Consider the following 24,975-nt stretch of genomic DNA (forward strand, 5'->3'; position numbering starts at 1 on the left):
AGCCTTCATTTCAATTAGCACTAGCAGCAGGGCACAGACCATCGGAATTCAATTCTCAGGTGACAACGCTTGATTAGCGGTAGCTCTTCAGTAGAGGAGGTCAGCTAACCGGGCAACCATTATCGTCAGGCTTGGAAGGCTTCCGACTCCGGTCACGTGGGTGGCAGGGGCGAAAAGCCACCGTTCCATTTCAATTCGTTGGGGTATGGCATGTGACTATCCCACCACCGAACGCGGCCCTGTTATCTACTAGAATGGTCGACTGTGGCACTAACAATTGGAATCGCCGGACTCCCTAATGTCGGCAAGTCGACCCTGTTCAACGCTCTCACGCGAGCAACCGTTCTCGCAGCGAACTACCCATTCGCGACGATCGAACCTAACGTTGGTGTGGTCCCGCTTCCCGACCCGCGACTCAAAGTCCTCTACGAGATCTTCGATGCTCGGAAGATCATCCCCGCCACTGTCTCGTTCGTTGACATCGCCGGCATCGTCCGCGGCGCATCCGAAGGTGAGGGACTCGGAAACCAGTTCCTCGCCAATATTCGTGAAGCCGATGCCATCTGCCAGGTCACGCGAGCATTTGCCGATCCTGACATCACCCACGTTGATGGCAAGGTCGATCCGGCCTCTGACATTGAGACCATCACGACGGAACTTCTGTTGGCTGACATGCAGACTCTTGAGAAGCAGATTCCGAGGCTCGACAAAGAGGTGAAGGGCAAGAAGACCCCGAAGGAATACCTCGACACCGCACAGGCCGCACTCAAGGTCCTGGAAGAGGGTAAGACCATCAACTCGGTCCGAGACCAGTTTGATCCCGAGATTATTCGCTCCTTCCAGCTCATGACCGCGAAGCCCTTCATTTACGTCTTCAACACGGACGATGAGGGTCTGGCGGATGAGAAGATGCAGCAGGAACTGCGCGACCTCGTTGCTCCTGCCGAAGCGATCTTCCTCGACGCAAAGTTCGAATCGGAACTCGTTGAGCTTTCCGAAGAAGAAGCCCAGGAGATGCTGGAAGCCACCGGTCAAGAAGAAGCCGGACTCGACAAGCTTGCGCGGGTTGGTTTTGAAACCCTTGGCCTTCAGACCTACCTCACGGCTGGCGAGAAAGAAACACGGGCCTGGACCATCGAGAAGGGGTGGACCGCTCCGCAGGCTGCGGGTGTCATCCACACCGACTTTGAACGCGGCTTTATCAAGGCAGAAATTGTCTCCTACGACGACCTCGTAGAACTGGGCGGCATGCAGGAAGCGAAAGCTGCAGGCAAGGTCCGAATGGAAGGAAAAGACTACATCATGCGTGACGGTGACGTCGTGGAGTTCAGGTTTAACGTATAGCGTTAATGACGGACTCCGTTATACACTGGTTTCGTGATCAGATCGTTCGGCAACAAGGACACCGAACGGCTGTGGCGTCGTGAGCGCGTGCGCTCGATCGATCCGAGGATCCATCGGGTCGCGCTGCGCAAGCTACGTCAGGTGGGGTCTGCAAAGTCTCTCGAGGACCTCCGCGTCCCGCCTGGCAATCGGCTCGAGGCGCTCAAGGGCGATCGGGTCGGGCAGCACAGCATCAGGATCAACGACCAGTGGCGGATCTGCTTCGTGTGGACCGACGCTGGACCAGAGGAGGTGCAGATCGTTGACTACCACTGACAGGATCGAGCCGATTCACCCGGGTGAGGTCCTCATGGAGGACTTCATCGAGGGCTTCGGCATCACACAGAACAAGCTCGCCGTGTCGATCGGCGTCCCGCCCCGGCGGATCAACGAGATCGTGCACGGCAAGCGGGGGATCAGCGCAGACACGGCGCTGCGGCTCGCGAGGTACTTCGGCACGTCGGCCGAGTTCTGGATCAACCTGCAGAGCCACTATGAGCTCGACCGCGCCGAGGACGCAGCAGGTGAGCAGATCGCGGCGATCGCGCCGCTACAGGTCGCGTGACCAGCTGCGTCGTGCAACGCCCCGGAGGCGTCTGCATCGCGGTCACCGACCTCGGCGGCGACGGCCCTGTCGTCGTGCTGCTGCACGGGCTTGCCGGGAGCTCGCGGGAGTTGCTGCGCACGGCGCGAGCGTTGCAGGACCATCGGGTCCTGCTCGTGGACCAGCGAGGGCACGGTGCGAGCACGCGGCTTCCCGATGATCTATCCCGCGACGCGTTCGTCGGCGACGTCGTGGCGGCGATCGAGGAGCTCGCCCCAGGGAGTCGAGCGACGCTCGTCGGGCAGTCGATGGGAGCCCACACTGCTTTTCTCGCAGCAGCAGCGCGCCCAGACCTGGTCGAGGGGCTCGTGATGCTCGAAGGTCATGTGTCGGGAAGTGACGATCCGCGCGAGGCTGCTGGTCTCGGCGCGTACTTCGCGTCCTGGTCGGTTCCGTTCCGGGACGAGGCCGCTGCCCGCGAGTTCCTCGGTGATGACGCGATCGTTGATGCCTGGGTAGCGGATCTCCAGTCGACGGATGATGGGCTCGTCCCGCGTTTCGACGCCGCGGTCATGCAACGCACGATCGAGGCTGTGCATGAACCGCGCTGGGGCGAGTGGGAAGCTCTGCAGGTTCCGACTCTCGCGATTTTCGCCAAGCACGGGATGTTCAGCGATGCCGACAAGGACGAGCTGATCCGGCGCAGGCCCGAGACGGTCAGAGTCGATCTCTCTGGCGGCAGCCATGATGCGCACCTCGATGCCTTCGACGAGTGGATCGACGTGCTTCGCCGCTGGTTATCTCGCGATCAGGCCAGCGACTCGCGGACCAGTGTCCGCTGAGGTTGTTAGCTGCGGCGACGCGGTGGAGTTCCGCTTCTCGAACTAAACCGCTGAGGTCGCCACTCGATTGAACGATCGCGATCCGGCGTTCATTATCGGCCGCCTGAAATGCTTCCGCTCAGCGGCCGAGCTGACTCGTCACCGTGGGCATGTCTGTGTCTGCCCGCAGGAGTCGGGAGCGGGCAAACCCCACGGCGTTAGCCCCGACGACCGCCGCCAGGATCAGAAGCGCGATAGCCGCGCCGGTCAGATTCGCGGCACCCAGCTACCCCGCGATTGGGTAGGTGACCAGGAAGCAAGCGTGGGAGAGGGCGAACTGGGCCGTGTAGACGAGATTCCGGTTCGCCGTCGTCGACGCGTCGGCCAGTAGCCTCGACGATGGCGTGTTGACGAGCGAGGTGCCGATGCCCAGCAGCACCCAGGTGCCCAGCAGCACGTACCATCCCGCCCCTGGGGTGTACTAAAGATGTTGGACAGTCATTGATCAGGGAGAATCAAAGGTATGGGTTCAACATCGAGGCGTAAGTTTAGTGCGCAGTTCAAAGCTGAGGCTGTGCAACTGGTGATCCAGTCCGAGCGACCGATTGTGGAGGTTGCCGGTGAGCTCGGGATCAATGCAGGCACGTTGGGGAACTGGGTGAAGAAGTATCGGGAAGATAATCCAGAGCCGGCCAAGAAGATGACCCCGGCCGACTACGGACGGCTGGCGGAGTTGGAAGAGGCGAATCGGCGGCTGCGGATGGAAAATGAGTTCCTAAAAAAAGCCGCGGCCTTCTTCGCCCGGGAGCAGGGGTAGCCGAGAAGGCTGCCCTGATCGAAGCGGAGAAGGACAACTATCCGATCGCGTGGATGTGCACGCAACTTGGTCTGGCGCGCTCGAGTTTCTATGCCTGGCGTACCCAGGTGAATCAGGTCAGCGCCTCGGCTGCCCGTAGGGAGGTGCTGAAGGTCCTGATCCAGGAAATTTACCACGAGCACCGCAAAACGTACGGGTGCCGGCGCATCACCGCTGAACTCAACGACCGCGGCTACCCTGCGTCGGTGGGGTTGGTGGCCAAGCTCATGCGCGAGCTCGGGTTAGCGGGGATTCAACCACGTGCTTATCGGCGCACCACTATCGTCGGTGAGGAGCCGGTGGTGATTCCGGATCTGCTGGAGGGAAATTTCGATCCTGCTGCCCACGCCCCCGGGCACGCGTTGGTTGGTGATATTACCTACCTGCGCACCGGGGAAGGGTGGCTGTACCTGGCCACCGTGATTGATCTATCCACCCGGATGGTGGTGGGCTGGCAGATGGCTTCCCACATGCGCACCTCGCTGGTGATCGACGCGTTGGGGATGGCCATCGACCACGGACGCATCGCGCCGAATTCTGTGTTCCATGCGGACAAAGGAAGTCAGTACACCTCGAGCGAATTTCAGAAATATTGCGAGAAGGTCAAGGTTCGCCCCTCGGTAGGCCGGACTGGGGTGTGCTGGGACAATGCGGTTGCGGAAAGTTTCTTTGCCTCGTTGAAGAACGAGATGTACTACCACCAGGTGTTCACCACCCGGGCCCGTGCCAGGTTCGCGGTCATGGACTATATCGAGGTTTTCTACAACCGCCAGCGTCGGCACTCCGCTCTCGGCTACCGCACCCCGGTCCAGACCTGGCAAGACCACGAGAAAGACCTCGCTACCACGGCAGCGTGAAAGAAGAAAAACACTAACGACTGTTCAAGATTCTTGACACAGCCCAGATCGGAATTAACCCGCTCAATGGCAAAGCGCAAGCCCTATGGATGATTGATCCCGTCTATGCCGCAAAAGGCCACACAAGTCCGAACACCCGACTGCTGAACGTTGCCACGGCAGAACTCAACGCCCTTCTGGGTGGCGATCGTGCATTCGCCCACCAATTCTCACGGTGGCCGCTGCATCGTTCAAATGATCCCACCGCGTATCATTGGCATTGCCAGCATTCCCAGATTATTCGCCTTGCTGACCTCATCCACGAGGTACGAACGATGAACCCCCAGAACGCCCAACATCAGGCCAGGAAGCCAGAACAATACGCCAGCGGACGCGAACGTATTGACGCAGCCCAAGCCGCCAGAAAAGCAGCCCAAACCCTCAAGGAACTTGAATCTGAGCTGCCCACCACCGCTGAACTGGCCCCTGCAGCGTCCGGCATGATCGATGGGGTGCGGGTCATTTGGATTAATCAGCACCGAGCAGCCCGCGATGAAACCGCCTTCCGCCATGCTCTGGCGACCGCTCACCGTTTAAGGGCGCAAGGCCAACCGCTCAAAGACACCAAGATCATTGATGCCTACGAACGGGCCTACAACGTCGCGCAAGCCGTTGGTGCCGATTACCGAGAACCAGACCTCCCACCCATGCGCGACCGCCTCACGATGGCTCGTCGTGTTCGCGGCTACGTCATCCAAGGCATCACCAACCCCAACACCAGCAGCAAAACCAGCTCCAACCAAACCAGCAGCGGACGAAAAGCGTTAGCAACCATGGGACGCCGCGGTGGAAAACAAGCCGCCAAACGCTGGCATGACCCAGCGCACAAGGACTATCAAGAAGCAGCTCGAAAACCTTTAGCAGAAGCTAATCAACGACGAGAAATAGGAGCTAGGGGAACCAAATTCGAGATAGCTGCCTATTTTCACAAGCATTTCTTTGAGACAGGAAAGTACCCGCGGATTGCTGACGCAGCAGCAGAATTCAGCGTTTCAGAAAGGACAGTTCGTCGTGCTCTCAAAGCGGCAGATATCCAACTTCCGAGAGGACGAAAACCCTCCCAAAAATAATACCGGACAGGCCGTAGACGGTATACGGTTCCCCCGCCCCGTAGGGGCGGGGGATGCTTCTAGGCTCTGTTTAACATCCTCAAATCACGGGTTCCTACTGTTAGTTACACGGGTGGAAATGCCGTAGGCGGTGTACGGTTCCCTCGCCCCTTACGCCTTAATATTTTTTGATGTGATAAATGATTGGGCAAGTAGTCCAGATGATTAAAGAGAAATAGGGGCGTTAGATATAATCTAACGCCCCTATTTCTCTACTTCTACGCAGCTTTGAGTTGCAGCTCCGCTTGTTTCTGTACAACGAAGGCTGTGAATCTTTCGATTAGATCTATATCGACTTCATACGCCTCTAAAGTGAGGCGCAAGATGGTGAGACGGTTCCGAGGAATGTTGCCACGTTCTCGAAGCTCGTCTTTAGTAGGGCGATCTATAGTTCCATCAGGAAGTATTACTGTCTGCTTTTCTTGAATCCAGTCGAGCAGCGTCTTGTTGTAATAACGGTCTGCTGACATCAGCAGAGATTTTCCTGTCCAGGACTCGGGGACTAGAAGTACTGGGGCCCCGTTTATATACGGCAACTCCACTTCTTTGTATACCCACGAATGATTTCTTCTATCCCATAGTTGATATTCTGCCCTCGCTGTGGTCTCCCCTAGCTGTGGGTAGAGTTCTATCATTTCGTGGGTGAAATCAACTAGAGCCCCAAATGCGATTCGTGTGACAATGTCGCTAGTGATATCTCGATCAATGCCCTCGACAAAAAGCGGTAAGTTTTCGAGATGCTTGAGTATTCCCACTTCCATGAGTGGTCGCAGATCTTCCGTGAGAATATTCGCTATCCGGCGGCCGATTTCCGAAGCTCCTCCGCGTCCTTGGAAGCTTGTTTTTGAGAGGCCAAGGCGAGTTTCGGAAGGTTCCCTAAACTGACTGAGAAGTCTTTTAGCGCCTAGGTCGTCACCAGACATTATTTTTTCGGTGACAGTGTCCAGAAAATCATCGATAAGTGCGGTCGCAGCTAGAGCATGTTTCGAAGAATGAGACAGGTGCCGAATTCGATGAGAGTCAACGAAGCGTTTATTGTCTCTTCTCGGGTCGATATCAAGGAATGGGGCGTCGTAGGGGATTGAAAAAAGGGATTTAATAGTAGCCAATTTAGGCCTTTCGTCGTAGGAAGGGCCCGCACTGCTAGAGCATTTTTAGCACTAACGACAAATTTTTGGGTAGACTACCAGTACTTATGCGATAAGTTCCTGGTGCCCTCGGGCCCAGTATGGTGGCCTCTTCCTGCGCCAACAGGAGGGGGCCATTTTTATTTTGGACAGTGTTTCCACTGCCTAATCTTTTACTGAGGGTTATCACCTTCCATTGTCGAGTGATTAGCATCAGTTGAAGTGTTGCCCACATCAAGGCAGAGCATATTGCCTTCTAGCCAAGGGGTTTGTCGTCGACTTTCTGTGTAGTCGATGTCGTATGCCTCAAACACTGCAGCGGCAAAAACTGACGTATACCCAGTTGAGCTAGGTTCTCGGATCTTATAACTGTTCACCGAATCTTCAGCAGGACGAAGGGCTAATACCTTCCTTGAAGGGTCGTACAGAAATTCCACGAAATTTGTTTCATCCAGCATTTGGTGCGCGGCAGCGTTCAGACCGATATTGCCGCTCTTTTGAACTGTGGCAACCGGCCCTTTTGCTGAGGCCGCAGCTTTACGGTCAAACAGTATAAAACCTGACACACCGACTCCTGGATAGAGAATAACTTACATACACCATGGTACCAGAAAAAAACGCTACACGAATGTAGCAACAAAGAGACTGCGGAATTTTGATTCACTGGCAGGTGACGCTTAGAGGAGTAAGCGCGGAAATTCGCCACACGTTTGTGTAAACCAGATAGCGCGAACCGTCGGTTAGGTCTGAAGCGGTGAGGGCGCGGCTAGTTTCCACTATGAAGCTCCCAAGGGTGGCCACGACCGCTGCAACGTGTCGACCCCGCCAAAAGGACGGGTCGTTAGATGACGTGATGAACGAACTCTGTGTAATTGATTGCGGCGTGAGCACCGGCGACAATCGATTACCCTCGAGTATTTGGACAGATCTGGCCAAGCGAGTAAAGAGTCAATGCTGGTGAAATAAATGCACGAACAGTTATTGCGACATGAGCGCAGATCGGGAAACTACTGCCCGAATGAATAGCCTACTTTAGTGACACGGACACTAGCTCACCACTACGTCAGCAGCTGTTGGCTTGGAGGGCGACAGCGGCTTCGTGGGTAGTTTCTTGCAGAATCCTTTGACGATCAACATGATGTGCCTGTTAATTTTGTTTGGCAGTGTTTCGCAGCTTCATGTGGCGATTCGCCTCTTACTTACCCTATTGCTACCCAAATGCACCACGCAGAGTGCCGGAACCGACCAAGGCGGATAGAAGGGCGTGTAAAAGTGGGTATACCCTTTTCCACACCGACCATCCTGACGAGGGGATGCTGTCAACGCAGGTTGAAAGTGTGACTCACATCTTCGTTTGGCGGGTTTTCGCAGCTGCAGGTGGCAGGTTTCGGGGGAGTAGGCGGCTGTGTTCGTCATCTCGTGCAGCAAAGGTGTGCCATGACCCGTGGCTGTCAACGCTAAATATCGCATTATTCGCAGCGGCAAATGTCGCAGCTCCAAGCTCCGGTTCCCACGGGAGCGCCGTAAGCGCGGGTTTCCCGGTGACGCGGGGGTCGCTGCCCGGGTGGGGAACTCAGGGGTTCTTCATCAGTGGTAGCCCAGTGTGCCGGGGGTGCGGCGAGGTCAGTAGAAGGGCTATCAAGCGGTTCAAGTGAACCGTCCTGGGTTTTGTTCCGTCCTGTGATGAGAGGATGGAACTATGCCAAGTAAGTACCCTCAATCGTTTAAAGACCGCGCGACGCGTATGGTGTTTGATCGATTAGAAGATGATGATGCGCCAAGTCGCTATGTGGTGATTCGTGAGACCGCGCCGAAGCTGAGTATCGCAACCGAGACGTTGCGCCGATGGGTGGAACAGGCCGAGGTTGATACCGACAAGAAGTCGGGAGTGTCTACGGATGCGCAGGAGCAAATCCGGAAGCTCAAACGCGAGAACGCCGAGCTGCGCCGGGCCAATGAGATCCTCAAGACGGCGTCAGCTTTTTTCGCAGCGGAGCTCGACCGCCCCACGACGAGATGATTGCTTACATTGACATGTTCAGGGATCGTTTCGGAGTCGAGTCCATCTGTCGCGTGTTGGGTGCGACAGACCGTGGGTTTATCACCTCACGCGGGTACCGGGCAGCCAAGACACGACCAGCCAGTCAGCGCGCGCAACGCGATGCGGCGTTGATTCCGGTGGTCAAAGAGTTGCACCAGGCTAATTATGGGGTCTATGGGGTGCGCAAAATGTGGCATGCCATGACCCGTGCTGGGTGGGATGTGGGCCGCGACCAAGTCGCCCGGCTGATGCGCCTGGCCGGAATCCGCGGTGTCGTTCGTGGCCGGAAGCCACGCACGACGAGCCCAGCGAAGGTGCCAGATCACCGGCCGGATCTGGTCAATCGGAACTTCAAGGTGAATGCACCGCATCAGCTGTGGGTTGCTGATATTACCTATGTGCGCACGACCAGCGGATTTTGCTATACCGCGTTTGTCACCGATGCATTCAGTCGCAAAATTGTTGGCTGGGCGACTCGGACCACGATGCGCACCGATGCGCTGCCGTTGGAAGCGTTGGAACACGCGTTGCTCAGCGCCAAGGGCCAAGCGCTTGAAGGATTAGTTCATCACAGCGATCGAGGGTCGCAATACGTCAGCATTCGCTACACCGAACATCTGGCCAGGGCTGGTCTGACGGCCTCGGTTGGCACTGCTGGAGACGCGTACGACAATGCGTTAGCTGAGACCGTCAACGGGTTATATAAGGCCGAGTTGATCTATGCTCGCCCCGCTTGGCCGTCAGCTACTGAGGTGGAATTCGAAACGATGAACTGGGTCCACTGGTGGAACACGAGACGATTGCATGAAGCCCTGGACTATCAGACCCCGACCGAAATCGAAGCAAGTTATCATATGACCCAGGCTCAAGCCCTGAGCCCCGTATAAAAAGCGGAACAAAACCCAGGGCGATTCAAAGCTCATCGGCGAAGCGCTGGGTTCCAAGACGATGAAAATCGTCTCTAGGTGGTATTGTCATCTATACAAGCTTCCTCACCGGATGTCCCCGGTGGTAAGCGAGCGTCTATCCGGCTGCAACCGGGTAGGCGCTCTTTTTTGTTCAATTATGGCTGAACCTACCATCTGCATCGTACGATCCCGCAGGTTTCGGGCGGTATGTCCGCATATCACCACGTTCTACGTTGCGTCATTTGGCCAGACCACCATACCCCCATCTGGGGGTATGGTGGGTGGTATGAGTACAGTCATTACGGTCTTGAATCCCAAGGGCGGGGTATCTAAAACAGTGACCTCGATCTTTGTGGCCACCGCCCTGGCCCGGCATGGGTCGGTCACCGTGGTCGATGCGGATCCCCAAGCTTCTGCCACTGAGTGGGCTTTTACTGCCGAGGATGCTGGTGCGCCACTGCCCTTTGAGGTCGTGCCTGGTTCTGCAGCGACGATTCGGCGGGCCTTGCCACGTTGTGATTTCGTCATCATCGATACCCCTCCTGGGGTGGCTGAGGTGTTAGATGCAGCCACAGAGGCAGCAGATATCGTGTTGATTCCCACCATGCAATCAAGTTTGGAACTCACCCGGGCGTGGGCGGCGCTTGATGCCATTGACGGTACGGCTGCCGCATTATTTCTGGCCCGGGCTGAGACAGGTTCCACGACCTTTGGTTTATCTCGAGCAGCATTGCAGGAAGCAGCCGGTGGGTCAGTCTATGCGTTAGAGACGTTTATCCCGAAACGTGAAGCGATTCGACAAGTTGCCGGGGTCTCGTGTCCCACAGCGTTACACGGCTATGACGCATTGGTCGATGAGGTCCTGGCCATTCTTGAAAGGCAACAACATGGCTAAAAAAGATGCAGACCAACTTGGCGCAGCAATGCGCCGCAACACCCGTCGCGGTGGGAAAGGTTTCTCCAGCAGTTTTGCGGAAAAACCCGTGGTAGAAACTGTCCGGTTGGCTATTGATCTGGACAAAGACTTTCATCGTCGTTTGAAGATCACGGCAGCCCAGCATGAAATGAGTCAACGCGATCTCGTGTTGGAGGCGTTGCGGAAAACGTACCCCGAGCTCCAAGACTAACCCCCATTACCCATTCCCCATTCCCCCATCTGGGGTTCTAGGGTTAACCCCAAAGCCCCATTGCCCCATCTGGGGTGATGGGGGTTTGGTGGGCTGTTGCATCTTGACCTCTTTAACGCCCTAGATCGAAGCCGCGGTCTGGGTCTGGCGTCGATGATGGTCTCACGGCAGCCTGAGAGGACAGGCTATACGGGTCAAGGCGCGATGTTCGAGTGGATTGTTTTTTGGCTGCTTGTGCTTGGCGGCGCTGCCTGGCATCGTCCAGTGCGGTGACCACCTGTTCTTGGTTTGCTGGGTGTTCAGCCCAGTCGATGCGTTGGTCAAGCTGCTGGATCCGGCGTTGGGCATCCTCGTAGGTGACGGGTTTGAAGTGGCGATCTCGCACGATGTGGATATTGGGCTTCTCGCCTACTTCGGCATCCCACTGGTGGGCAACATACTCTGCGTGCTCTCCGGTGCCCGCCTGGGCCGCTGGTACTGGATGGGCCTGCAGCTGGGTGTCACCGCCGGCACCGTGTTTGTGGGGTGGCTGTGGTATCAAGCCTTGTTTGTCATCCATATTCTGTGTTTGTACTGCATGATCGTGTGGGCAGTCATGATCCCGATGGTCATCTTGCTCACCGTGCGCAATCTGCTCCACGGGGTCATCCCAGCTCCCGTCCGGGTCGTGCACTGGGCCCAAGAATGGGCCTGGCCGGTGGTCGGCATCGTTTACGTCGCGGTGGCCGGCTCGGTATTGGTGACCTTTTTCACCGCCCTCACCGGCTACTAAACCTTCCGATCGGCTCCGCTCAGGGATGGATCACATGGGCTGGCTCGTTGGCATGCAGCTGGGAGGTCTCCAATTGGAATGTGGAGTGTTCGATGCCCACCGGAAAATGCTCTGCTACGCAGTGGCGCACGGCCTGCAGCACCTCCAGGGCATGCCCGTCTTGAAAGCACTGTTCGTCTAACACAATATGCGCCGACAGGGTCGGCAACCCAGTCGCAACCGTGGAGGCGTGCAGGTCGTGGACCCCCTGGACATGTTCCAAGTCCAGCAGATGGGTCCGGACGTCATCGAGGTCAAGGCCCTTGGGCGTGAATTCCATCAGCACCCCGGTGGTCTCACGGATTAATAACAACGCCCGGGGGATGATCATCAACGCAATCGCCACAGCCGCCAGGGTGTCGGCCCGTTGGAATCCGGTGGTCATAATCAGGATGGCCGACACAATCACGGCCACCGTGCCCAAGGCATCCATCAAGACTTCCAAAAAAGCCGCCCGCATATTGAAATTCGCCTTGCGCCCGGAAGCCAACACGAGAACGGCGGCGATATTCAACACCAGTCCGATGACCCCAAAGACTAAGAGTTCCGGTCCGGCCACCTCCGGCGGATGGTTCCACCGATCGATGGCTTCGAAGAATGCATAGATGCTCACCCCGGCCAACAACAGTGCCTGGCCCAGCGCGGCGAGTACCTCGATGCGCCGAAAACCCCACGTGCGTTTACTATTGGCAGGCCGGACCATCAACACTGCCGCAATGAGCGCCACCAGCAGGCCGATGGAATCCGTTAAGGAATGGACCACATCGACCAGCAGCGCCAGACTCCCGGTGACCCAGGCCCCGATGGCTTGGGCCACAACGATCGAAAAGACCAGACCAAACGCTATAGCGAGCTTGCGGCGAAAGTCCGGAGAAGCTGCCGCCTGCTCAGGGCTGGGCCCGTGCTCGTGGCCACCGCTCATGACAACCCCTCGACAAGCTCCGCCGACAGCGCCTCGTGGTCCCGGTGTTCAGCCCGTGACAGGGCAACGCCCGAGGCGCGCAGCAACGACGCCGCAGCATCGACCAGAGCTGTCAGGCGGTCAGGATCAGCAAGTGAAAACCACGAAGCCCGCCCCTCGCTGCGCACCTGCACCAACCCGCAATCCCGCAAACATGCCAAGTGTTTACTCACCGTAGATTGCGCTAAGTGCATGTGCTCCACGAGATCACGCACCCGGTGCTCCCCACTGCCCAAATGTTCCAACAACGCCAGCCTCGTGGGCTCTTCCAGTGCATGAAACAGCGCAGCATACGCACTACGGTCGTCACACTGCGGCGGTTCGCCAGCCATTCGATTCATCGTCATACAGTGATATTAGCCATATCTGACGATGAATCTCAAGCGGGCACCGTTCGTGTAAATGCGCCCCAGTTTCCTGAGTATTGGAGTGTTATGGTCTTGGCTACAGTCCGAAGGCTCCGCCGCTGACGAGGATGACGATGCCCAGGCCAATGAGGACTGCTGGAAACAGGATGTGTTCCCATCGTTCCAGGGCTTCGGCAATAGGTTTTCTTGAGCTAATCCATTTAGCCAGGAACACCAGGACGGCCACCAGCAATAAGAAGACGATGCAGTAGGCCAGCACTGCACCCCAGCTGACGCTGACGAACACGGGCACATAGACCCCGATATTGTCGCCACCGTTGGCGAAGGTCACGGCCGCCACGGTCCAGATCGAGACGCGTTTGCCTTCCAGTTGTGCTTCGTCATCGTCATCTTCGCCGCGATTGCGCCACGCCTGCCATGCCGCCCAGAGACCTAGCCCCAGGGGAATCAAACCGAAGTACGGCAGGATGGCTTCCGGTAGCAGTATTTGGGCACCAAAGGCTACTGCTACCGCCGCGCCTAAAATGCCCAGGAATCCTAGATATTGTCCCACCAGGATGCGGCGAGTGGTGCCTGGTTGCCCTTGGCCTCGGGCAAAAAACAGCGACAGGATGACGACGTCATCAATGTTGGTGGCGATAAACAGGCCAATCGCCTGCACGATGGAAGAAATCACGCGCTCAGCTCCTCGTCGGTAGTGCAACCGGCAACAGTGCAGACCGGATCAAGGCAAGGGGCAGCTACGTCAACGGCCAGGGTCGTGTCCACCAACGCGGTCAGCGCCTGAGCCAAGTGTGGGTCCGCGATCTCATAGCGGGTTTGGCGTCCCTGATGCTGTCCGACCACAATGCCACAATCACGCAAACAGGCCAGATGGTTGGACACATTAGACCGTGTCAGGTCCAGATCGCGGGCAAGGACCGCCGGATATTCAGGCCCCTCCAACAGCGTCAACAAAATTCGGGACCGCGTGGGATCGGCCATGGCTCGACCCAACCGGTGCATCACATCTAAACGAGCAACATTAATCAGCATAGACTGAACTATACAGCGGATATTGAACTAGCACTCTCCGAATTTCCCAATGTTGCATTATCGGTCGCAGCTGGGCGATGGGGACGAACGGTGCCGGGCATCAGGCGTAGCGTCTTGCAACGGTTGGCTTGCAAGACGTCTCACCCAAAATTTTGAGGCTCACACGAATTCAAGCATTTGAGTGTCTTGCAGCTCTGTCTTGCAACGAAAGTCTAGAATGGTGTCAACAACGTGGGTTGTAAGACAGTGTGAGGTGGCATGAAGAAACTTATTGGGTATGCGCGGGTGTCGACTCGTGGCCAGCAGGCCGATCGGCAAATCGAGGACTTAGTGGCCGCTGGTGTTCGGCGCGATGACCTGTATGTCGATCATGGCGTCTCTGGGGCTCGAACCTCCCGTCCAGGCTTCGATCAAGCCCTCGCGGCCCTGGAATCCGGTGACACGTTGGTCATTGCCACCTTGGACCGGTTGGGCCGGTCCACCCAGAGCATGCTGACTTTCGCTCAGCAGCTGCGGGAGTGGGGTGCGGGGTTGCGGGTGCTGAATCTGGGCGGTGGGGATGTGGATACCTTCACGCCAATGGGGTCGATGGTGTTCACGGTGATGGCTGCGTTGGCGCAGATGGAATTGGATATCAAGCGTGAACGGATCACCGATTCGGTGGCCAAGCGCCGAGCCGCTGGCAAAGATCTGGGCGGCCGACGCCGCGCCTTTACCGACAGTCAGATCCGTAGCGCGATGAAACTCATTGACGCCGGGGAGCCAGCTACCCAGGTGGCCCGTGATTTTGGCATGTCCCGAGCCACCCTGTACCGGCGTATCCAACAGCTGCCTGCTGAGGACAGCTGAATACCATCACCAACAATGTGGTTGAAGCCGCCAAACGAAGCTGTGAAACCCCGCCAAATGAAGTTAACAGTCACAGCATACTCTCGTCAGCGTTCCCGGTGTGTAAAAGGGTATACCCGTGTGGTGGCCTTGGATGCAGCGTGCTGGTTACTCAGTCAGAAGGCTTTCACCTTTGGCGTCCAGGAGTTGTTCGATCTCGTGCATCTCAGCGGTTTGGATGTCGATTATTTGTTGGGCTAGGTCCACTAGAGGTTGGTAGCCGCCGTTGTCGATTTGGTCGTGGGTCATGGCAATGCCCCCTTGGTGGTGGAAATGACCAATCACAAATGGGTCGTGGAAAGCGAAATCCAACCCGGCAACTAAGACCCCACCAGCCCACACCCCAGCAGGTGGCTGCATCTATCGCCACGAACCAGCGATGGCCGACCGGTGCGAAGTAGTGGCCGTAATGCCAAAGGACCAGTCGGAGAGGTATGTTTCGACTGGTCCTTTGGGCTACTGGATATGGTGGCTTAGCCGATAACTGCCAGCAGGTCTGCGCAGGCCTGTTCACAGCGTCGGCAGGCCTCAGCACATATACGGCAATGGTCGTGCATGTCGGCGTGTTTTTCACACTCGGCGGCACATTCTGCACACGCGATGCGACATGCTTCTAACACTGCCTTCACGGTGGCCAGGTTACTGGTGCTGTTGCAAAGTTGGGGCAGTAAGAAGACCGGCGTGAAATAATCAGGGCCATGGGCATCTTCTCGGGTCGTCATTTTCCTCGCGAGATCATTCTGTGGGCGGTGCGGTGGTACTGCCGCTACGGCGTGAGCTACCGCGATCTGGAAGAGATGATGACCGAGCGTGGTGCGCCGGTTGATCACACCACCATCTACCGTTGGGTCCAGAAATATGCTCCTGAACTGGACAAACAAACGCGGTGGTATCGGCAAGTTCCTGACTGGCAAGCCCGGTCCTGGCGGGTGGATGAAACCTATATCCGGGTCGGCGGCACGTGGTGCTACCTCTATCGGGCGATCACCGCCGGTGGACAGACCCTGGACTTTTACCTCTCCCCGAAGCGGAACGTGGCCGCAGCGAAGCGTTTCCTGGCGAAGACGCTGCGGGCGAATAAATCGGCAGGCTATCCGCGGGTGATCAGCACCGACAAGGCCCCCTCACTCGCCAGGGCAATCTCTGACTTGAAGGCGGAAGGCATCTGTCCATCGACGGTCGAGCATCGTCGGGTGAAATACCTCAACAATGTCATTGAAGGCGATCATGGCCGGCTGAAACGGATCCTGGGGCCGAAGGGGGCGTTCAAAAACCGAACGTCCGCCTACCGGACTCTGAAAGGGGTGGAGGCGATGCACTCATTGCGGAAAGGCCAGGGCACGATGTTTGCCTACGGGCAACCGAACCCGGATGCGGTGATCGTCAACCGGGTATTCGAGAATGCCTGAGAACGCCGGCTCTCAGCGACCATCAGAGGATGAAAGACGGAGTCTTCACGGCTCTTCTCCCGGAGTTTGCAACACCACCCCATCCTTCACCACAAGCCCATCACAACGGCCGCAAGCGTGGACAGAACGCGATGGGACCCCCATCACCTCGGCACCAGCTGACCTATTCAGCGTCCCACACACCGAGCAGTTGGTCTCCAACGGGTGGACAGATGTTCAAGCTGCAGCGTTGTTGGATCACATAGGCCGCGAAGCGTTTCACGCCAGCGTGGATCGGGACTTTTCCAAAGCCTGGCGCAAAGACCCCACCACCGGAGAAAGCACCCCACGCTTCTATACCGTGGGCAGCCCAGCGCTTAACCGGTGTCAATACGCAGTCATGACGCACCCGCAACGCTCGGCAGTCCTGATTATCGATATCGATAAACCTAGCCACACCCCCGGTGGAACTGTCGAAGCCCTCCACCCAGAAACTCACGCAGCACTGACTGCCCTGCATCAACGAGGACTCAGCCCAGCGTGGATGGCACTGTGACGGTTTGCTCGGACAGTGCGGTGAAGATCTGGTCGATGAGCGGGCCCGGGTCTTTGCGGCTGTGGTGACGTGCCCACCGTTTCACTGTGGCTTTGCCTGCTGCTTTGAGTCCTGCGGGGCCGTGGTAGCGAATCAGCAGATCCAACACGATCGCCCGAGTGAGAATGATACCGGGGAAGACACGTTCCAGTGATGGGTAGATCTGGGCCAAGAGGGATCGTAGTCGGTTGATCGCGCGTGTTGATTCGCGGGCGAGGTATTCTCGTCGAACCCGGAGAGCACCTTCAGTGCCGACAAGGCCTCAAAGTTGCGGTCCACGGCTCGTAGCGTGTGTGGCATTGTCCGGGCTGTATCAGCGATGATGAACGCGTCCCTTGCGTCGGTTTTCGACCGTCCCGGATACAGATCGGCGGCCTTGCGCATCGCTAACCCTGGCAGGTAAGCGACGTCCGCGCCGAGATCACGGGCGACAGCGATTGGCAGTGCCCCGATCGTGTTCGGTTGGTCGACCACGACCAGCACCCGACCGTGCTGCTGCAGGTCGGTGACGACCTTCCGTAGCGCGGTCTCATCTTGGGGTAGCTCGTGGTCATACACTCGTTGCCCTTCGGGTGTGAGCGCGCACCCATGATGGGCGGTCTTACCGACATCGAGGCCCAGGGTGACTGCGTATTCGGTTGCCATGACAGGCCCCCCTTCGTTCTGCGATACCCGGGTCGCTGATGTCACGACACCCGATGCTGGCACCCACGTTACGAACAGACCTCGACAAGAGTCGGGCCACGTCCCTATCAGCAGTCAACGCGCGTCCTGGACTCCTGGCGGCAACACCCCCCGGATCATCGATGACAGGGCAAAACAGCCATACCAGGACCAGCGACCAGATCCTCTGGCGAGGACCTACAAATAAATGTAACGGGGAATGGGGCGAAGGGAGGGACCTGGTGCCGAGGCAGCGGGTCCAGGGTCGCTGGTGCAGGCGGCCACGGCCCCGGTGCCGCCGAGGACGAGCCCGTCGAGCAGAAACTGTCGTCGGGAAAACGCGTTCGTCATGATTTAACCGTCCTTGGTGCAAGATTTCGGTGACACGGGAGACAGGCGCAGGTGAGGACCCTGCTGAGCCATCACGTCAGGCGCAGGTCTGTGATACAGGTGGCACCGTCGTCGGTGGTGGAAAACTCCGTGGTGCCGGTACGCCCCTGGTAGCTGACCTCAATCAGGCCGGTGACATCATCGGGAAGCCAGAAGCCAATAAACCCGTTGTCGAAGGTGGTTGTCGCCTCGTCCACCAGCACCTCACCGGTCGTCTCATCGGTGATCGTGACCTGGATATCCTCATTGCTGAGTTCCCCCAGGCAGGTCGTGAGGCTGTGGTAGAAGCAGTCGTGGGTGGAGGTGAGATAGGGTGCGATCGAGACATACGTCTGATTGTCGGGAAGATCGACCACGACTTCCTGGTCACCGCTCGAGAGCAGCAGTTCATCGGCACGCACTGAGGCGATCAGATCCGTGGGACGCTCAGTGACCTTCTGCCGGTCGAGATGATCAATGATCTCCACCGCGTCCATGGCGGCCAGGCCATGGGTAGTCAGGAATGTATCCTGGTACACCGTCCCGTCGGCGGTGGGTTCCGGGTCAGCGGCCGAACACCCCGTGAGGGCGAGGGCAAGGGCGGCGGCTGCGATCGCTGCTCGTTTCACGTCAATCTCCTTGGATCGCGGTAAGACCGTGAGAAGACACCGCCTCAAGGTCGATATCACACCTTTAATCTAGCACGGGTGCCTGATGGACTAGAAATCAAAAACCCTGCTCACAGCCTTATAGCAGGGCGAAAAAGGGGTGGATTCGGTGGGCTGGGTCACCACCGGGACACCACCCCACAGCCGTGGGCGATGTCCTTCTACCCGCCCCGGGTATGCGGTGCAGGCAGTGAAATCCCTGGTGGCGCCTGCTGAACCGACCAGGGGAGGCGATGCCGCCGGCCCGGGGTGGGGCACAGGGGTGACGGCGGTCGAAGGGTGATGTTTGAAGATTTGATGAAGATTTCCCCGCCGGGCACTGAGCGAGGGTGGTATCCCCCCCCCACGGATCATCGATGACAGGGCAAAACAGCCATACCAGGTCCAGCGACCAGATCCTCTGGCGAGGACCTACAAATAAATGTAACGGGTTCTCATGGAAGCTTTGCTCTGGGAGATGGGCATTACCCAGCACAAGCTCGCTGTCTCCATCGGTGTTCTCCCTCTCGGGATCGACGAGATCGTTCACGGGAAGCGCGCGATTGATACTGACACTGCTGACCTTTCGGCCGCGGGCATGAGTGCGAGCGAGGGACTCGCAGTCGATCCAGCTAGCTGACCGCTGGATAAGCGGTAAGGTCGTGGAACTGACCGCGTGCAAGGCTGAATAACTGCGAGACGGCGGCATGCGCCTGAAACCGACCACTCCCGATGGAGAGGTCGCGGAGACATAACTGGGTGGGCATTTGTCCGATGAAGTGAGAAGCGATACTGAGCGGCGCTTCCGGGAGGTTATGGAGGGATGGTCGATTGGCTCAGCATCACACGGCCATCGTCGTCGGTGGTGGCCAGTCCGGCCTAGCCACGGCATACTACCTGCGGCGCTTCAAAGTGTACTTCTTGATCTTGGATAATCAAGAGGAACCCGGCGGAGCGTGGTTGCACGCGTGGCCTTCACTGACGCTTTTCTCCGCCGCGGAGTTTTCCAACCTGCCCGGCTGGCCTATGCCGCAGTACCCGGGGTATCCGCCGGCACGCCATGTCATCGACTATCTAACAAGCTACGAACGACGGTACGACCTCCCGGTTCGACGCCCAGTGTACGTTCGCAGCGTGTCCCATGACGGAGGGATGTTCTTCCTAGATTCGACCGACGATCAATTCACAGCGGAGAACGTGGTCGCGGCCACAGGCACGTGGTCCGCGCCCTTCGTGCCCCACTACCCCGGTACCTTCCGCGGACGCCAATGGCACTCGTCGACCTACCCCGGTCCCGAACCATTCCGCGGCGCGAAGGTCGCGGTGCTCGGTGGCGCGAACTCGGGTGCCCAGATTGCCGCGGACCTCATCGGGACGTCGGAGGTCACATGGTTCACAATTGAGCGGCCGCGCTGGATGCCTGATGATGTCGATGGCCGCGATCTCTTTCTCCGCAGCCGCCGCCGAATTCTCGGCGGCGATTCCGGCCCGAACCTTGGGGACATTGTCGCGCTTCCTCATCTACGTGAGCTCCGCAACTCCGACCATCTCACCGCTACCCCCATCTTCGATAGCTTGAGCGAGCTCGACCACGACCACCTGATCTGGTGCACTGGTTTCCGTCCGGCCCTCGGCCCATTCCGCCACCTCATGCGCGGCCGCGAAACCGCGGTGACGAATATGCATCTAGTCGGTTATGGCAACTGGACCGGGGACGGCTCGGTAACGCTGATGGGTGTTGGGCCCTTTGCCAAACACACCGCCCAGGTAGTCGCGGGCCGTGTCGATGAAGCTCGGCATCAAAAGTTTTGAGACGATGCTTGGTCCCTGAGCAGCTCGATCCTTCCAAGATCCGCGCTGGAGAGCCAGCGCGCTGGGCGAAGGTGCGTCTCAGCGCTTCGCTTGCGCAGCCCGCAGGCCGTTCAAAATCACGATAACCTCGGCGACCTCGTGAACCAACACGACGGCGGCCAGGCCCAGCATGCCGCTGATCGCCAGCGGCATCAACACGATGATGATGGCCAGAGACAGCATGATGTTCTGGTTAATGATCCTGCTGCCTCGGCGGGCGTGCTGCAGCGCCTGCGGGATCAGTCGGAGGTCGTGGCCGGTGAAGGCGACGTCAGCGGAATCGATTGCGGCATCAGAGCCGGTCGTTCCCATCGCTATACCCACCGTCGCGCCCGCCAGTGCCGGCGCGTCGTTGATGCCATCGCCGATCATCGCTGTCGGCGTCTTGGAGGAGAACCCGGCGACGATGCTTGCCTTGTCCTCCGGGCGAAGCTCGGCGCGCACGTCGTTGATTCCGGCGATTTCAGCCAGCGCCCGGGCGGTGCGGGTGTTGTCGCCGGTGAGCATGCTTACTTCCACGTCATGGGCGTGCAGGGTCTGCACGGCTTCGGGCACTTCGGGCCGCAGCTCGTCGCGGACCCCGATAGCCCCGGCGAGAGCGTCATCGACGGTGACAAGGACGCAGGTCTGGCCCTCGGACTCCATGCGCTCAACGTCTGCCTTTAGTGGCCCGGCATCGATCCACCGGGGGCTGCCCACCCGCACCCGTCGACCGTCGACGGTGCCGCCGATGCCATGCCCGGCTTCCTCGCTGATGTCCAAGGCAGCGGGCGCTTCGGGCACCGCTGCCGCGATCGCCGCGGCGAGGGGGTGCGTCGATTGCTGCTCAACTGCCGCCGCGAAAGCAAGCACCTGCGCTCGATCGAATCCCACTGTCGGGACCACGCCGGTAACCTCGGGCTGGTTGCGGGTGAGGGTTCCGGTCTTGTCCACCGCCAGGTGACGGATGCCGCCGAGTCGCTCGAACGCGGCGCCGGACTTGATGACCACGCCGAACTGGCTGGCCGCGCCGATCGCGGCCACGACCGTCAGCGGCACGGAGATTGCCAGCGCGCACGGCGATGCTGCGACCAGGACCACCAACGCGCGGGTGATCCACGTCTCGGGGTCGCCCAGCAGTGAGCCAATCACGCCGACCAGCACCGCGAGGATCATCACCCCGGGCACGAGGGGTCGGGCAATCCGGTCGGCGATCCGGGCGCGGTCGCCCTTTTCCGCCTGCGCCTGTTCGACCAGGTCCACGAGTGTGGTCAGCGAGTTGTCTGTTCCAGCTGCGGTCGTCTCGACCTCCAGCACGCCGGCGGAGTTGATTGCTCCCGCGGGCACCTCGTCGCCGGGCGCAACCTCCTGCGGAATGGATTCTCCGGTGATCGCTGAGGTGTCAAGGCTGGAGCGCCCAGACCGAATGATGCCATCCGTGGCGATCCGCTCTCCGGGGCGCACGAGCATCAGCTCGCCAGCCACGAGGTCCTTCGCTGCGACCTCGACCGCCGTACCGTCGCGCAGCACCGTCGCGGTCTGCGGTACCAATTTCAACAGTGCCCGTAGTCCGTCCTGGGCTCGGTCCATCGCCTTGTCTTCCAGTGCCTCGGCGATCGAGTATAGGAACGCTAGCGCCGCGGCCTCTCCGACGTAACCAAGGATTACCGCGCCGACCGCGCTGATTGTCATCAGCAAACCAATGCCGAGCTTGCGCTTCGTTGCGAGGTTCCGGATCGCTCCAGGTGCGAACGTATACGCCCCTAGCAGCAGGCCAACCCAAAACAGTACCGTCGCGGGCGTCTCCTGCCCAGACCAGTCCAGCGCTAGGCCTATGCCGAGGGCTACGCCGGAGAAGATCGGTAGCAGCAGCTCGGGGTCCTTCCACCATGGTCGATCGCGCTCTTCGATCTCTTTGGCGGGTTCGTGTTCGCATCCACACGACGAGCTCATGCGTCTGCTCCTTTCACGCTGCAGCCGGGCACCGAGCACTCAGGGTCGATGCACGGGGCATTTTCGTCGACAGCCAACGTCGCGTTCACTAGCGCGTTGAGCGCTGTCGCGAGGTGCGGATCGGCGATTTCGTAGCGAGTCTTGCGGCCCTCTGGCTCGGCGACGACGATGCCGCAGTCACGCAGGCAGGTCAGGTGGTTCGAGACGTTCGAGCGGGTCAGGTCCAGGTCGCGCGAAAGCACGGCCGGGTAGCTCGGGCCGTCGAGCAGGGTCATCAGGATTCTGGAGCGCGTCGGATCCGCCATGGCCCGGCCGAGCCGGTTCATGACGTCGAGGCGTGAAGCAATAGTCAGCATGTGCTGTACTATACAGCAGTTATTGAACTATTCAACACGCACTGAACTGGCATTGAAGCGAAGAGCTTGCGACCTGCAGGAATTAGTCGATGGAATAGCCGGTAACTGGGCCTTCGCGATTCGGCTGCCAACCCAACGCGGGGGCGACATGCGTGGCGAAGTTGTCCAAGATCCTCACGTTGACGTCGACGCCCATCCCGGTGGGCATGGTGATGAGCAGGGTGTCGGCGGACATGACGGCGGCGTCAGCTTTGAGCTGCTCAATGAGCTTGTCCGGCTCGGTGGCGTAGGTGCGGCCGAAGGTGGAGGCGTCGACGTCGGGAAGCATGCCCACCTGATCGGCGCCGGAGGCCTGCATGCCGAACAACTGCATGTCCGCGCCGTCGACGATGGGGAAGACGGAGCGGGACACCGACACGCGCGGCGTCCAATCGTGGCCCGCCTCCTTCCACGCGGCGCGGTACCGGCTGATCTGCTCCGCCTGGACTTCGCCCAGGGGCTCGGCGGTGGTCTCGGAGACCAGGGTGGGCGACATCAGGTTGAGCCCGTCCTTGCGGTTGGCACGGCACAAGCGTGGGTGCCGGAGCCGTAGAAAATGTGCTTATGCAGCTCGGGCACCACGGGGAAGACCGGCAGGGCGGAGCCGGGCTGGAACATGTTGGGGTACTGCCGGTCCCGCGGTGCGGCGGTGGCGAGTCCGTTGCCGTCCACTGCAGCCATGAACGCCTCGAGGTGGGCTCGTGCCACGTCTGCGCCGTCGGGCGCTTCGCCCTTGTAGCCGAAGGCCTCCCAGCCGCGGTCAGCCACCTCGGGGGCGCCGCGCGAGATGCCCAGGGCCACGCGGCCACCGGAAATTTGGTACAGCGACGCGGTCTCTTCGGCGGGGTACGGCGGGTTTTCATAGCGCATGTCGATGACACCGGTGCCCACCTCGATGTGTTTGGTGGTGTCCGCGACAGCACCCAGCAGCGGCATCGGAGCGGAGGCCTGCGGCACGAAGTGGTGGACACGGAAGGACGCGTTGTTCACGCCGATTTCGTCCGCAGCCTGGGCGATCTCCAGATGTGTCTTGGCGATCTTTTCCGCAGATGGCCCGCGCTGGCCACCGAAGGCGTAATGCCCGAAGCTTAAGAATCCGAACGCTTTCATTGGATAACACTCCCTTTGATGGCGTGAACGAGAGAGTGACTTTGCAACGAGATGCCGTAGACTTCAAGTTCAACGTCTAGGTCCGTGGCAAGTCGGTAGCACGTTTTTCGATTCGACGCTTTGGGGCACTACTGGGGTTCCCGGTAGTCTTCTTAGGTTGAGCGGTTCAGTTTTCCTAACCTAAAACTCGTTTGAGCGTGCTATCCGCTGGTGTGCCTCCGATGCTGCTGCTCATAAGGCGGCGGGCGCTCCATGAATACAAGGCGTAGGGCGCACCTGAGGTCAGGCCGAGGAGGATGCCGTGGCTGACTGATTCGTAGTCCGAGTTTCCGCACCCCCTGGCCTCTGGTGTACGCGCTAGCCCCGCTCGGGGTAGCGCACGCGGAGATCGTTGCCGATGACTGCGCCGTCGTTGAGCGTTGCCTCGCTCACCTTCGCCCCGGCTGCACCCAGGCCCATAATGTGGCCAACCTCGTCACCGTGGGCGATGAGGTGGTCGGCGATGATACGCCGGTGGCAGCGCCACCACACCGCCTCGGCGCACATGATCGCGGTGGGGGTTTCGGCGGCGTTCGCCCGTAGCTGCGAGATTGCGTCGGAGAACTCCTCGCCCAGCGCATGGTCGGCGTAATTGTGGAAGCTGCGGTTACGCCAGTTGCCGTTAACCTCAAACGGCACCGAGTGGGACGTGTTGCGCCGCCCGGTTAGGCCTTCGCTTCTGCTGTAAGTGATGCCACATGTGGGAAGGTGTTCGGCAAGGTGGTCGCCGTTGAACCACGGGTACTTCCTGGACCCGGGCAGCTTGCGCACATCCACGATGGATGCCACACCGGCAGCCTTGATCATTTCAGCGAAGTCCTCGAACTCGAGGTTGGAGTGGCCCACGGTGAAAATGCGCATGTTACCAATGCTACGCTCCAAGCGGTTACATCCATCGGCCTCTGGGTATCGTGCATTGGCAGGTGGTCGGACCGGTAGAGCGCGGAGGTAGCAGGCAGGACGTTTAATGCATTCGCGCCCGCCTTTGCGCAGCATCAATCCTATTTACGGCCGAGCGTTCCGCACGGACCGTTCGGTTAAGTTTCAACGGGTCGCTTGGGCGACATCGGAAGCCTGAATTAACCGTATGTAGGGCGAATCCCATGTATGT

30 protein-coding genes are annotated in these 24,975 nt (G+C 59.1%); 14 read left to right on the plus strand and 16 right to left on the minus strand.

Annotated features, from left to right (window positions below; translation table 11 throughout):
• Positions 1 to 264 precede the first annotated feature (264 nt).
• From ychF to BN1241_RS00915, 4 genes are all read left to right on the plus strand, one after another.
• Complete coding sequence (gene ychF, locus BN1241_RS00900; protein WP_054951871.1) at positions 265 to 1,344, plus strand: redox-regulated ATPase YchF; 1,080 nt, start codon at positions 265 to 267, stop codon at positions 1,342 to 1,344.
• A gap of 33 nt (positions 1,345 to 1,377) precedes the next feature.
• Positions 1,378 to 1,659, plus strand: coding sequence for a type II toxin-antitoxin system RelE/ParE family toxin (locus tag BN1241_RS00905; RefSeq protein WP_054951872.1), 282 nt, complete (start codon positions 1,378 to 1,380; stop codon positions 1,657 to 1,659).
• The gene (locus tag BN1241_RS00910) at positions 1,646 to 1,948 is read left to right on the plus strand and encodes a HigA family addiction module antitoxin (RefSeq protein ID WP_054951873.1); all 303 of its coding nucleotides are present in this window, start codon (positions 1,646 to 1,648) and stop codon (positions 1,946 to 1,948) included. The genes BN1241_RS00905 and BN1241_RS00910 overlap by 14 nt, the downstream gene beginning before the upstream one ends.
• Positions 1,949 to 2,022: 74 nt before the next feature.
• The gene (locus BN1241_RS00915; protein WP_230198233.1) at positions 2,023 to 2,769 is read left to right on the plus strand and encodes an alpha/beta fold hydrolase; all 747 of its coding nucleotides are present in this window, start codon (positions 2,023 to 2,025) and stop codon (positions 2,767 to 2,769) included.
• A 265-nt stretch (positions 2,770 to 3,034) separates the two neighbouring features.
• On the opposite strand, the gene BN1241_RS12685 is transcribed toward BN1241_RS00915, so the two are convergent.
• A complete protein-coding gene (locus tag BN1241_RS12685) occupies positions 3,035 to 3,205 on the minus strand; it encodes a hypothetical protein (protein WP_222704354.1) in 171 nt (56 codons plus the stop codon).
• A gap of 66 nt (positions 3,206 to 3,271) precedes the next feature.
• Here BN1241_RS12685 and BN1241_RS00925 point away from each other — a divergent pair.
• Both BN1241_RS00925 and BN1241_RS00930 read left to right on the plus strand, forming a co-directional pair.
• Positions 3,272 to 4,461 (plus strand): IS3 family transposase gene (locus tag BN1241_RS00925; RefSeq protein ID WP_390617980.1). Its coding sequence is split into 2 segments (ribosomal slippage): positions 3,272 to 3,524 and positions 3,524 to 4,461, totalling 1,191 coding nucleotides; the frame shifts between segments, so codons are not numbered across the junction.
• Between the two features lie 53 nt (positions 4,462 to 4,514).
• Positions 4,515 to 5,570, plus strand: a complete 1,056-nt coding sequence (locus BN1241_RS00930; protein WP_261795453.1) for a replication initiation protein — start codon at positions 4,515 to 4,517, stop codon at positions 5,568 to 5,570.
• 257 nt (positions 5,571 to 5,827) lie between these two features.
• Here BN1241_RS00930 and BN1241_RS00935 read toward each other — a convergent pair whose 3' ends face one another.
• A complete protein-coding gene (locus tag BN1241_RS00935; protein ID WP_187117578.1) occupies positions 5,828 to 6,718 on the minus strand; it encodes a hypothetical protein in 891 nt (296 codons plus the stop codon).
• 191 nt (positions 6,719 to 6,909) lie between these two features.
• The gene (locus tag BN1241_RS00940) at positions 6,910 to 7,302 is read right to left on the minus strand and encodes a hypothetical protein (RefSeq protein WP_054951879.1); all 393 of its coding nucleotides are present in this window, start codon (positions 7,300 to 7,302) and stop codon (positions 6,910 to 6,912) included.
• A gap of 1,133 nt (positions 7,303 to 8,435) precedes the next feature.
• Here BN1241_RS00940 and BN1241_RS00950 point away from each other — a divergent pair.
• The 4 genes from BN1241_RS00950 (at position 8,436) to BN1241_RS00965 (ending at position 11,584) form a co-directional block, all read left to right on the plus strand.
• Positions 8,436 to 9,664, plus strand: a protein-coding gene (locus tag BN1241_RS00950) for an IS3 family transposase (protein WP_147599124.1) whose coding sequence is annotated in 2 segments (ribosomal slippage) — positions 8,436 to 8,715 and positions 8,715 to 9,664 — 1,230 coding nt in all. Because the reading frame shifts where the segments join, the coding sequence is not laid out codon by codon here.
• Positions 9,665 to 9,971: 307 nt separating this feature from the next.
• Positions 9,972 to 10,580: a ParA family protein gene (locus BN1241_RS00955; RefSeq protein ID WP_054951880.1), complete on the plus strand. Its 609-nt coding sequence runs from the start codon at positions 9,972 to 9,974 to the stop codon at positions 10,578 to 10,580.
• Positions 10,573 to 10,812 (plus strand): hypothetical protein, encoded by a 240-nt coding sequence (locus BN1241_RS00960; protein ID WP_054951881.1) that lies wholly within the window; start codon positions 10,573 to 10,575, stop codon positions 10,810 to 10,812. The genes BN1241_RS00955 and BN1241_RS00960 overlap by 8 nt, the downstream gene beginning before the upstream one ends.
• Before the next feature lie 238 nt (positions 10,813 to 11,050).
• On the plus strand, positions 11,051 to 11,584 hold the full coding sequence (locus tag BN1241_RS00965) for a vitamin K epoxide reductase family protein (RefSeq protein ID WP_230198218.1): 534 nt from the start codon (positions 11,051 to 11,053) through the stop codon (positions 11,582 to 11,584).
• 19 nt (positions 11,585 to 11,603) lie between these two features.
• Here BN1241_RS00965 and BN1241_RS00970 read toward each other — a convergent pair whose 3' ends face one another.
• The 4 genes from BN1241_RS00970 to cmtR (BN1241_RS00985) form a co-directional block, all read right to left on the minus strand.
• The gene (locus tag BN1241_RS00970; RefSeq protein ID WP_054951883.1) at positions 11,604 to 12,545 is read right to left on the minus strand and encodes a cation diffusion facilitator family transporter; all 942 of its coding nucleotides are present in this window, start codon (positions 12,543 to 12,545) and stop codon (positions 11,604 to 11,606) included.
• Complete coding sequence (locus BN1241_RS00975; protein WP_054951884.1) at positions 12,542 to 12,931, minus strand: ArsR/SmtB family transcription factor; 390 nt, start codon at positions 12,929 to 12,931, stop codon at positions 12,542 to 12,544. Before BN1241_RS00975 ends, BN1241_RS00970 begins: the two co-directional genes overlap by 4 nt.
• A 97-nt stretch (positions 12,932 to 13,028) precedes the next feature.
• Positions 13,029 to 13,628 (minus strand): cadmium resistance transporter, encoded by a 600-nt coding sequence (locus BN1241_RS00980; protein WP_054951885.1) that lies wholly within the window; start codon positions 13,626 to 13,628, stop codon positions 13,029 to 13,031.
• Positions 13,625 to 13,987, minus strand: a complete 363-nt coding sequence (gene cmtR / locus BN1241_RS00985) for a Cd(II)/Pb(II)-sensing metalloregulatory transcriptional regulator CmtR (RefSeq protein WP_054951886.1) — start codon at positions 13,985 to 13,987, stop codon at positions 13,625 to 13,627. The genes BN1241_RS00980 and cmtR (BN1241_RS00985) overlap by 4 nt, the downstream gene beginning before the upstream one ends.
• A 258-nt stretch (positions 13,988 to 14,245) precedes the next feature.
• Between cmtR (BN1241_RS00985) and BN1241_RS00990 the strand changes: the two genes are divergently transcribed.
• Positions 14,246 to 14,836 carry a recombinase family protein gene (locus BN1241_RS00990; protein ID WP_054951887.1) on the plus strand — a complete coding sequence of 197 codons (591 nt, stop codon included), beginning with the start codon at positions 14,246 to 14,248 and terminating at the stop codon, positions 14,834 to 14,836.
• Positions 14,837 to 14,983: 147 nt separating this feature from the next.
• Here BN1241_RS00990 and BN1241_RS13530 read toward each other — a convergent pair whose 3' ends face one another.
• Positions 14,984 to 15,235, minus strand: a complete 252-nt coding sequence (locus BN1241_RS13530; protein WP_054951888.1) for a DUF305 domain-containing protein — start codon at positions 15,233 to 15,235, stop codon at positions 14,984 to 14,986.
• A gap of 338 nt (positions 15,236 to 15,573) precedes the next feature.
• On the opposite strand from BN1241_RS13530, the gene BN1241_RS01000 reads away from it, so the two are divergent.
• The gene (locus tag BN1241_RS01000) at positions 15,574 to 16,284 is read left to right on the plus strand and encodes an IS6 family transposase (protein WP_054951889.1); all 711 of its coding nucleotides are present in this window, start codon (positions 15,574 to 15,576) and stop codon (positions 16,282 to 16,284) included.
• A 509-nt stretch (positions 16,285 to 16,793) separates the two neighbouring features.
• Here the strand turns inward: BN1241_RS01000 and BN1241_RS13105 are convergent.
• The 3 genes from BN1241_RS13105 to BN1241_RS01015 all read right to left on the minus strand — a co-directional run bounded on the left by BN1241_RS13105 (position 16,794) and on the right by BN1241_RS01015 (position 18,519).
• Positions 16,794 to 16,967 (minus strand): hypothetical protein, encoded by a 174-nt coding sequence (locus BN1241_RS13105; protein WP_222704356.1) that lies wholly within the window; start codon positions 16,965 to 16,967, stop codon positions 16,794 to 16,796.
• The gene (locus tag BN1241_RS01010) at positions 16,952 to 17,503 is read right to left on the minus strand and encodes an IS110 family transposase (RefSeq protein ID WP_222704357.1); all 552 of its coding nucleotides are present in this window, start codon (positions 17,501 to 17,503) and stop codon (positions 16,952 to 16,954) included. The genes BN1241_RS13105 and BN1241_RS01010 overlap by 16 nt, the downstream gene beginning before the upstream one ends.
• 440 nt (positions 17,504 to 17,943) lie before the next feature.
• Positions 17,944 to 18,519 carry a CueP family metal-binding protein gene (locus tag BN1241_RS01015; protein WP_054951891.1) on the minus strand — a complete coding sequence of 192 codons (576 nt, stop codon included), beginning with the start codon at positions 18,517 to 18,519 and terminating at the stop codon, positions 17,944 to 17,946.
• Between the two features lie 475 nt (positions 18,520 to 18,994).
• On the opposite strand from BN1241_RS01015, the gene BN1241_RS01020 reads away from it, so the two are divergent.
• Positions 18,995 to 19,177: a helix-turn-helix transcriptional regulator gene (locus BN1241_RS01020; RefSeq protein ID WP_054951892.1), complete on the plus strand. Its 183-nt coding sequence runs from the start codon at positions 18,995 to 18,997 to the stop codon at positions 19,175 to 19,177.
• Positions 19,178 to 19,368: 191 nt separating this feature from the next.
• Positions 19,369 to 20,349: an NAD(P)-binding domain-containing protein gene (locus BN1241_RS01025; protein WP_082418138.1), complete on the plus strand. Its 981-nt coding sequence runs from the start codon at positions 19,369 to 19,371 to the stop codon at positions 20,347 to 20,349.
• A gap of 78 nt (positions 20,350 to 20,427) precedes the next feature.
• Here BN1241_RS01025 and BN1241_RS01030 read toward each other — a convergent pair whose 3' ends face one another.
• The 5 genes from BN1241_RS01030 to BN1241_RS01045 form a co-directional block, all read right to left on the minus strand.
• On the minus strand, positions 20,428 to 22,320 hold the full coding sequence (locus tag BN1241_RS01030; RefSeq protein WP_054951894.1) for a heavy metal translocating P-type ATPase: 1,893 nt from the start codon (positions 22,318 to 22,320) through the stop codon (positions 20,428 to 20,430).
• Positions 22,317 to 22,676: a Cd(II)/Pb(II)-sensing metalloregulatory transcriptional regulator CmtR gene (cmtR, locus tag BN1241_RS01035; protein ID WP_054951895.1), complete on the minus strand. Its 360-nt coding sequence runs from the start codon at positions 22,674 to 22,676 to the stop codon at positions 22,317 to 22,319. The genes BN1241_RS01030 and cmtR (BN1241_RS01035) overlap by 4 nt, the downstream gene beginning before the upstream one ends.
• An 82-nt stretch (positions 22,677 to 22,758) precedes the next feature.
• The gene (locus BN1241_RS13110; protein ID WP_230198219.1) at positions 22,759 to 23,211 is read right to left on the minus strand and encodes a hypothetical protein; all 453 of its coding nucleotides are present in this window, start codon (positions 23,209 to 23,211) and stop codon (positions 22,759 to 22,761) included.
• A complete protein-coding gene (locus tag BN1241_RS13115; RefSeq protein ID WP_230198220.1) occupies positions 23,211 to 23,825 on the minus strand; it encodes an LLM class flavin-dependent oxidoreductase in 615 nt (204 codons plus the stop codon). Before BN1241_RS13115 ends, BN1241_RS13110 begins: the two co-directional genes overlap by 1 nt.
• Positions 23,826 to 24,182: 357 nt before the next feature.
• Positions 24,183 to 24,725, minus strand: a complete 543-nt coding sequence (locus BN1241_RS01045) for a DUF488 domain-containing protein (protein WP_054951896.1) — start codon at positions 24,723 to 24,725, stop codon at positions 24,183 to 24,185.
• Positions 24,726 to 24,975: the final 250 nt, after the last annotated feature.

The organism is Flaviflexus massiliensis (assembly GCF_001375495.1).
Classification (GTDB): domain Bacteria; phylum Actinomycetota; class Actinomycetes; order Actinomycetales; family Actinomycetaceae; genus Flaviflexus; species Flaviflexus massiliensis.

Coding starts and splice junctions, on each gene's coding strand:
- BN1241_RS00955 (WP_054951880.1), top strand. CDS start 9,972: ATGAGTACAGTCATTACGGTCTTGAATCCCAAGGGCGGGGTATCTAAA.
- BN1241_RS00960 (WP_054951881.1), top strand. CDS start 10,573: ATGGCTAAAAAAGATGCAGACCAACTTGGCGCAGCAATGCGCCGCAAC.
- BN1241_RS00970 (WP_054951883.1), bottom strand. CDS start 12,545: ATGAGCGGTGGCCACGAGCACGGGCCCAGCCCTGAGCAGGCGGCAGCT.
- BN1241_RS00975 (WP_054951884.1), bottom strand. CDS start 12,931: ATGACGATGAATCGAATGGCTGGCGAACCGCCGCAGTGTGACGACCGT.
- cmtR (WP_054951886.1), bottom strand. CDS start 13,987: ATGCTGATTAATGTTGCTCGTTTAGATGTGATGCACCGGTTGGGTCGA.
- BN1241_RS00990 (WP_054951887.1), top strand. CDS start 14,246: ATGAAGAAACTTATTGGGTATGCGCGGGTGTCGACTCGTGGCCAGCAG.
- BN1241_RS13530 (WP_054951888.1), bottom strand. CDS start 15,235: ATGCAGCCACCTGCTGGGGTGTGGGCTGGTGGGGTCTTAGTTGCCGGG.
- BN1241_RS01000 (WP_054951889.1), top strand. CDS start 15,574: ATGGGCATCTTCTCGGGTCGTCATTTTCCTCGCGAGATCATTCTGTGG.
- BN1241_RS01010 (WP_222704357.1), bottom strand. CDS start 17,503: ATGGCAACCGAATACGCAGTCACCCTGGGCCTCGATGTCGGTAAGACC.
- BN1241_RS01020 (WP_054951892.1), top strand. CDS start 18,995: ATGGAAGCTTTGCTCTGGGAGATGGGCATTACCCAGCACAAGCTCGCT.
- BN1241_RS01030 (WP_054951894.1), bottom strand. CDS start 22,320: ATGAGCTCGTCGTGTGGATGCGAACACGAACCCGCCAAAGAGATCGAA.
- cmtR (WP_054951895.1), bottom strand. CDS start 22,676: ATGCTGACTATTGCTTCACGCCTCGACGTCATGAACCGGCTCGGCCGG.
- BN1241_RS13110 (WP_230198219.1), bottom strand. CDS start 23,211: ATGTCGCCCACCCTGGTCTCCGAGACCACCGCCGAGCCCCTGGGCGAA.
- BN1241_RS13115 (WP_230198220.1), bottom strand. CDS start 23,825: ATGAAAGCGTTCGGATTCTTAAGCTTCGGGCATTACGCCTTCGGTGGC.
- BN1241_RS01045 (WP_054951896.1), bottom strand. CDS start 24,725: ATGCGCATTTTCACCGTGGGCCACTCCAACCTCGAGTTCGAGGACTTC.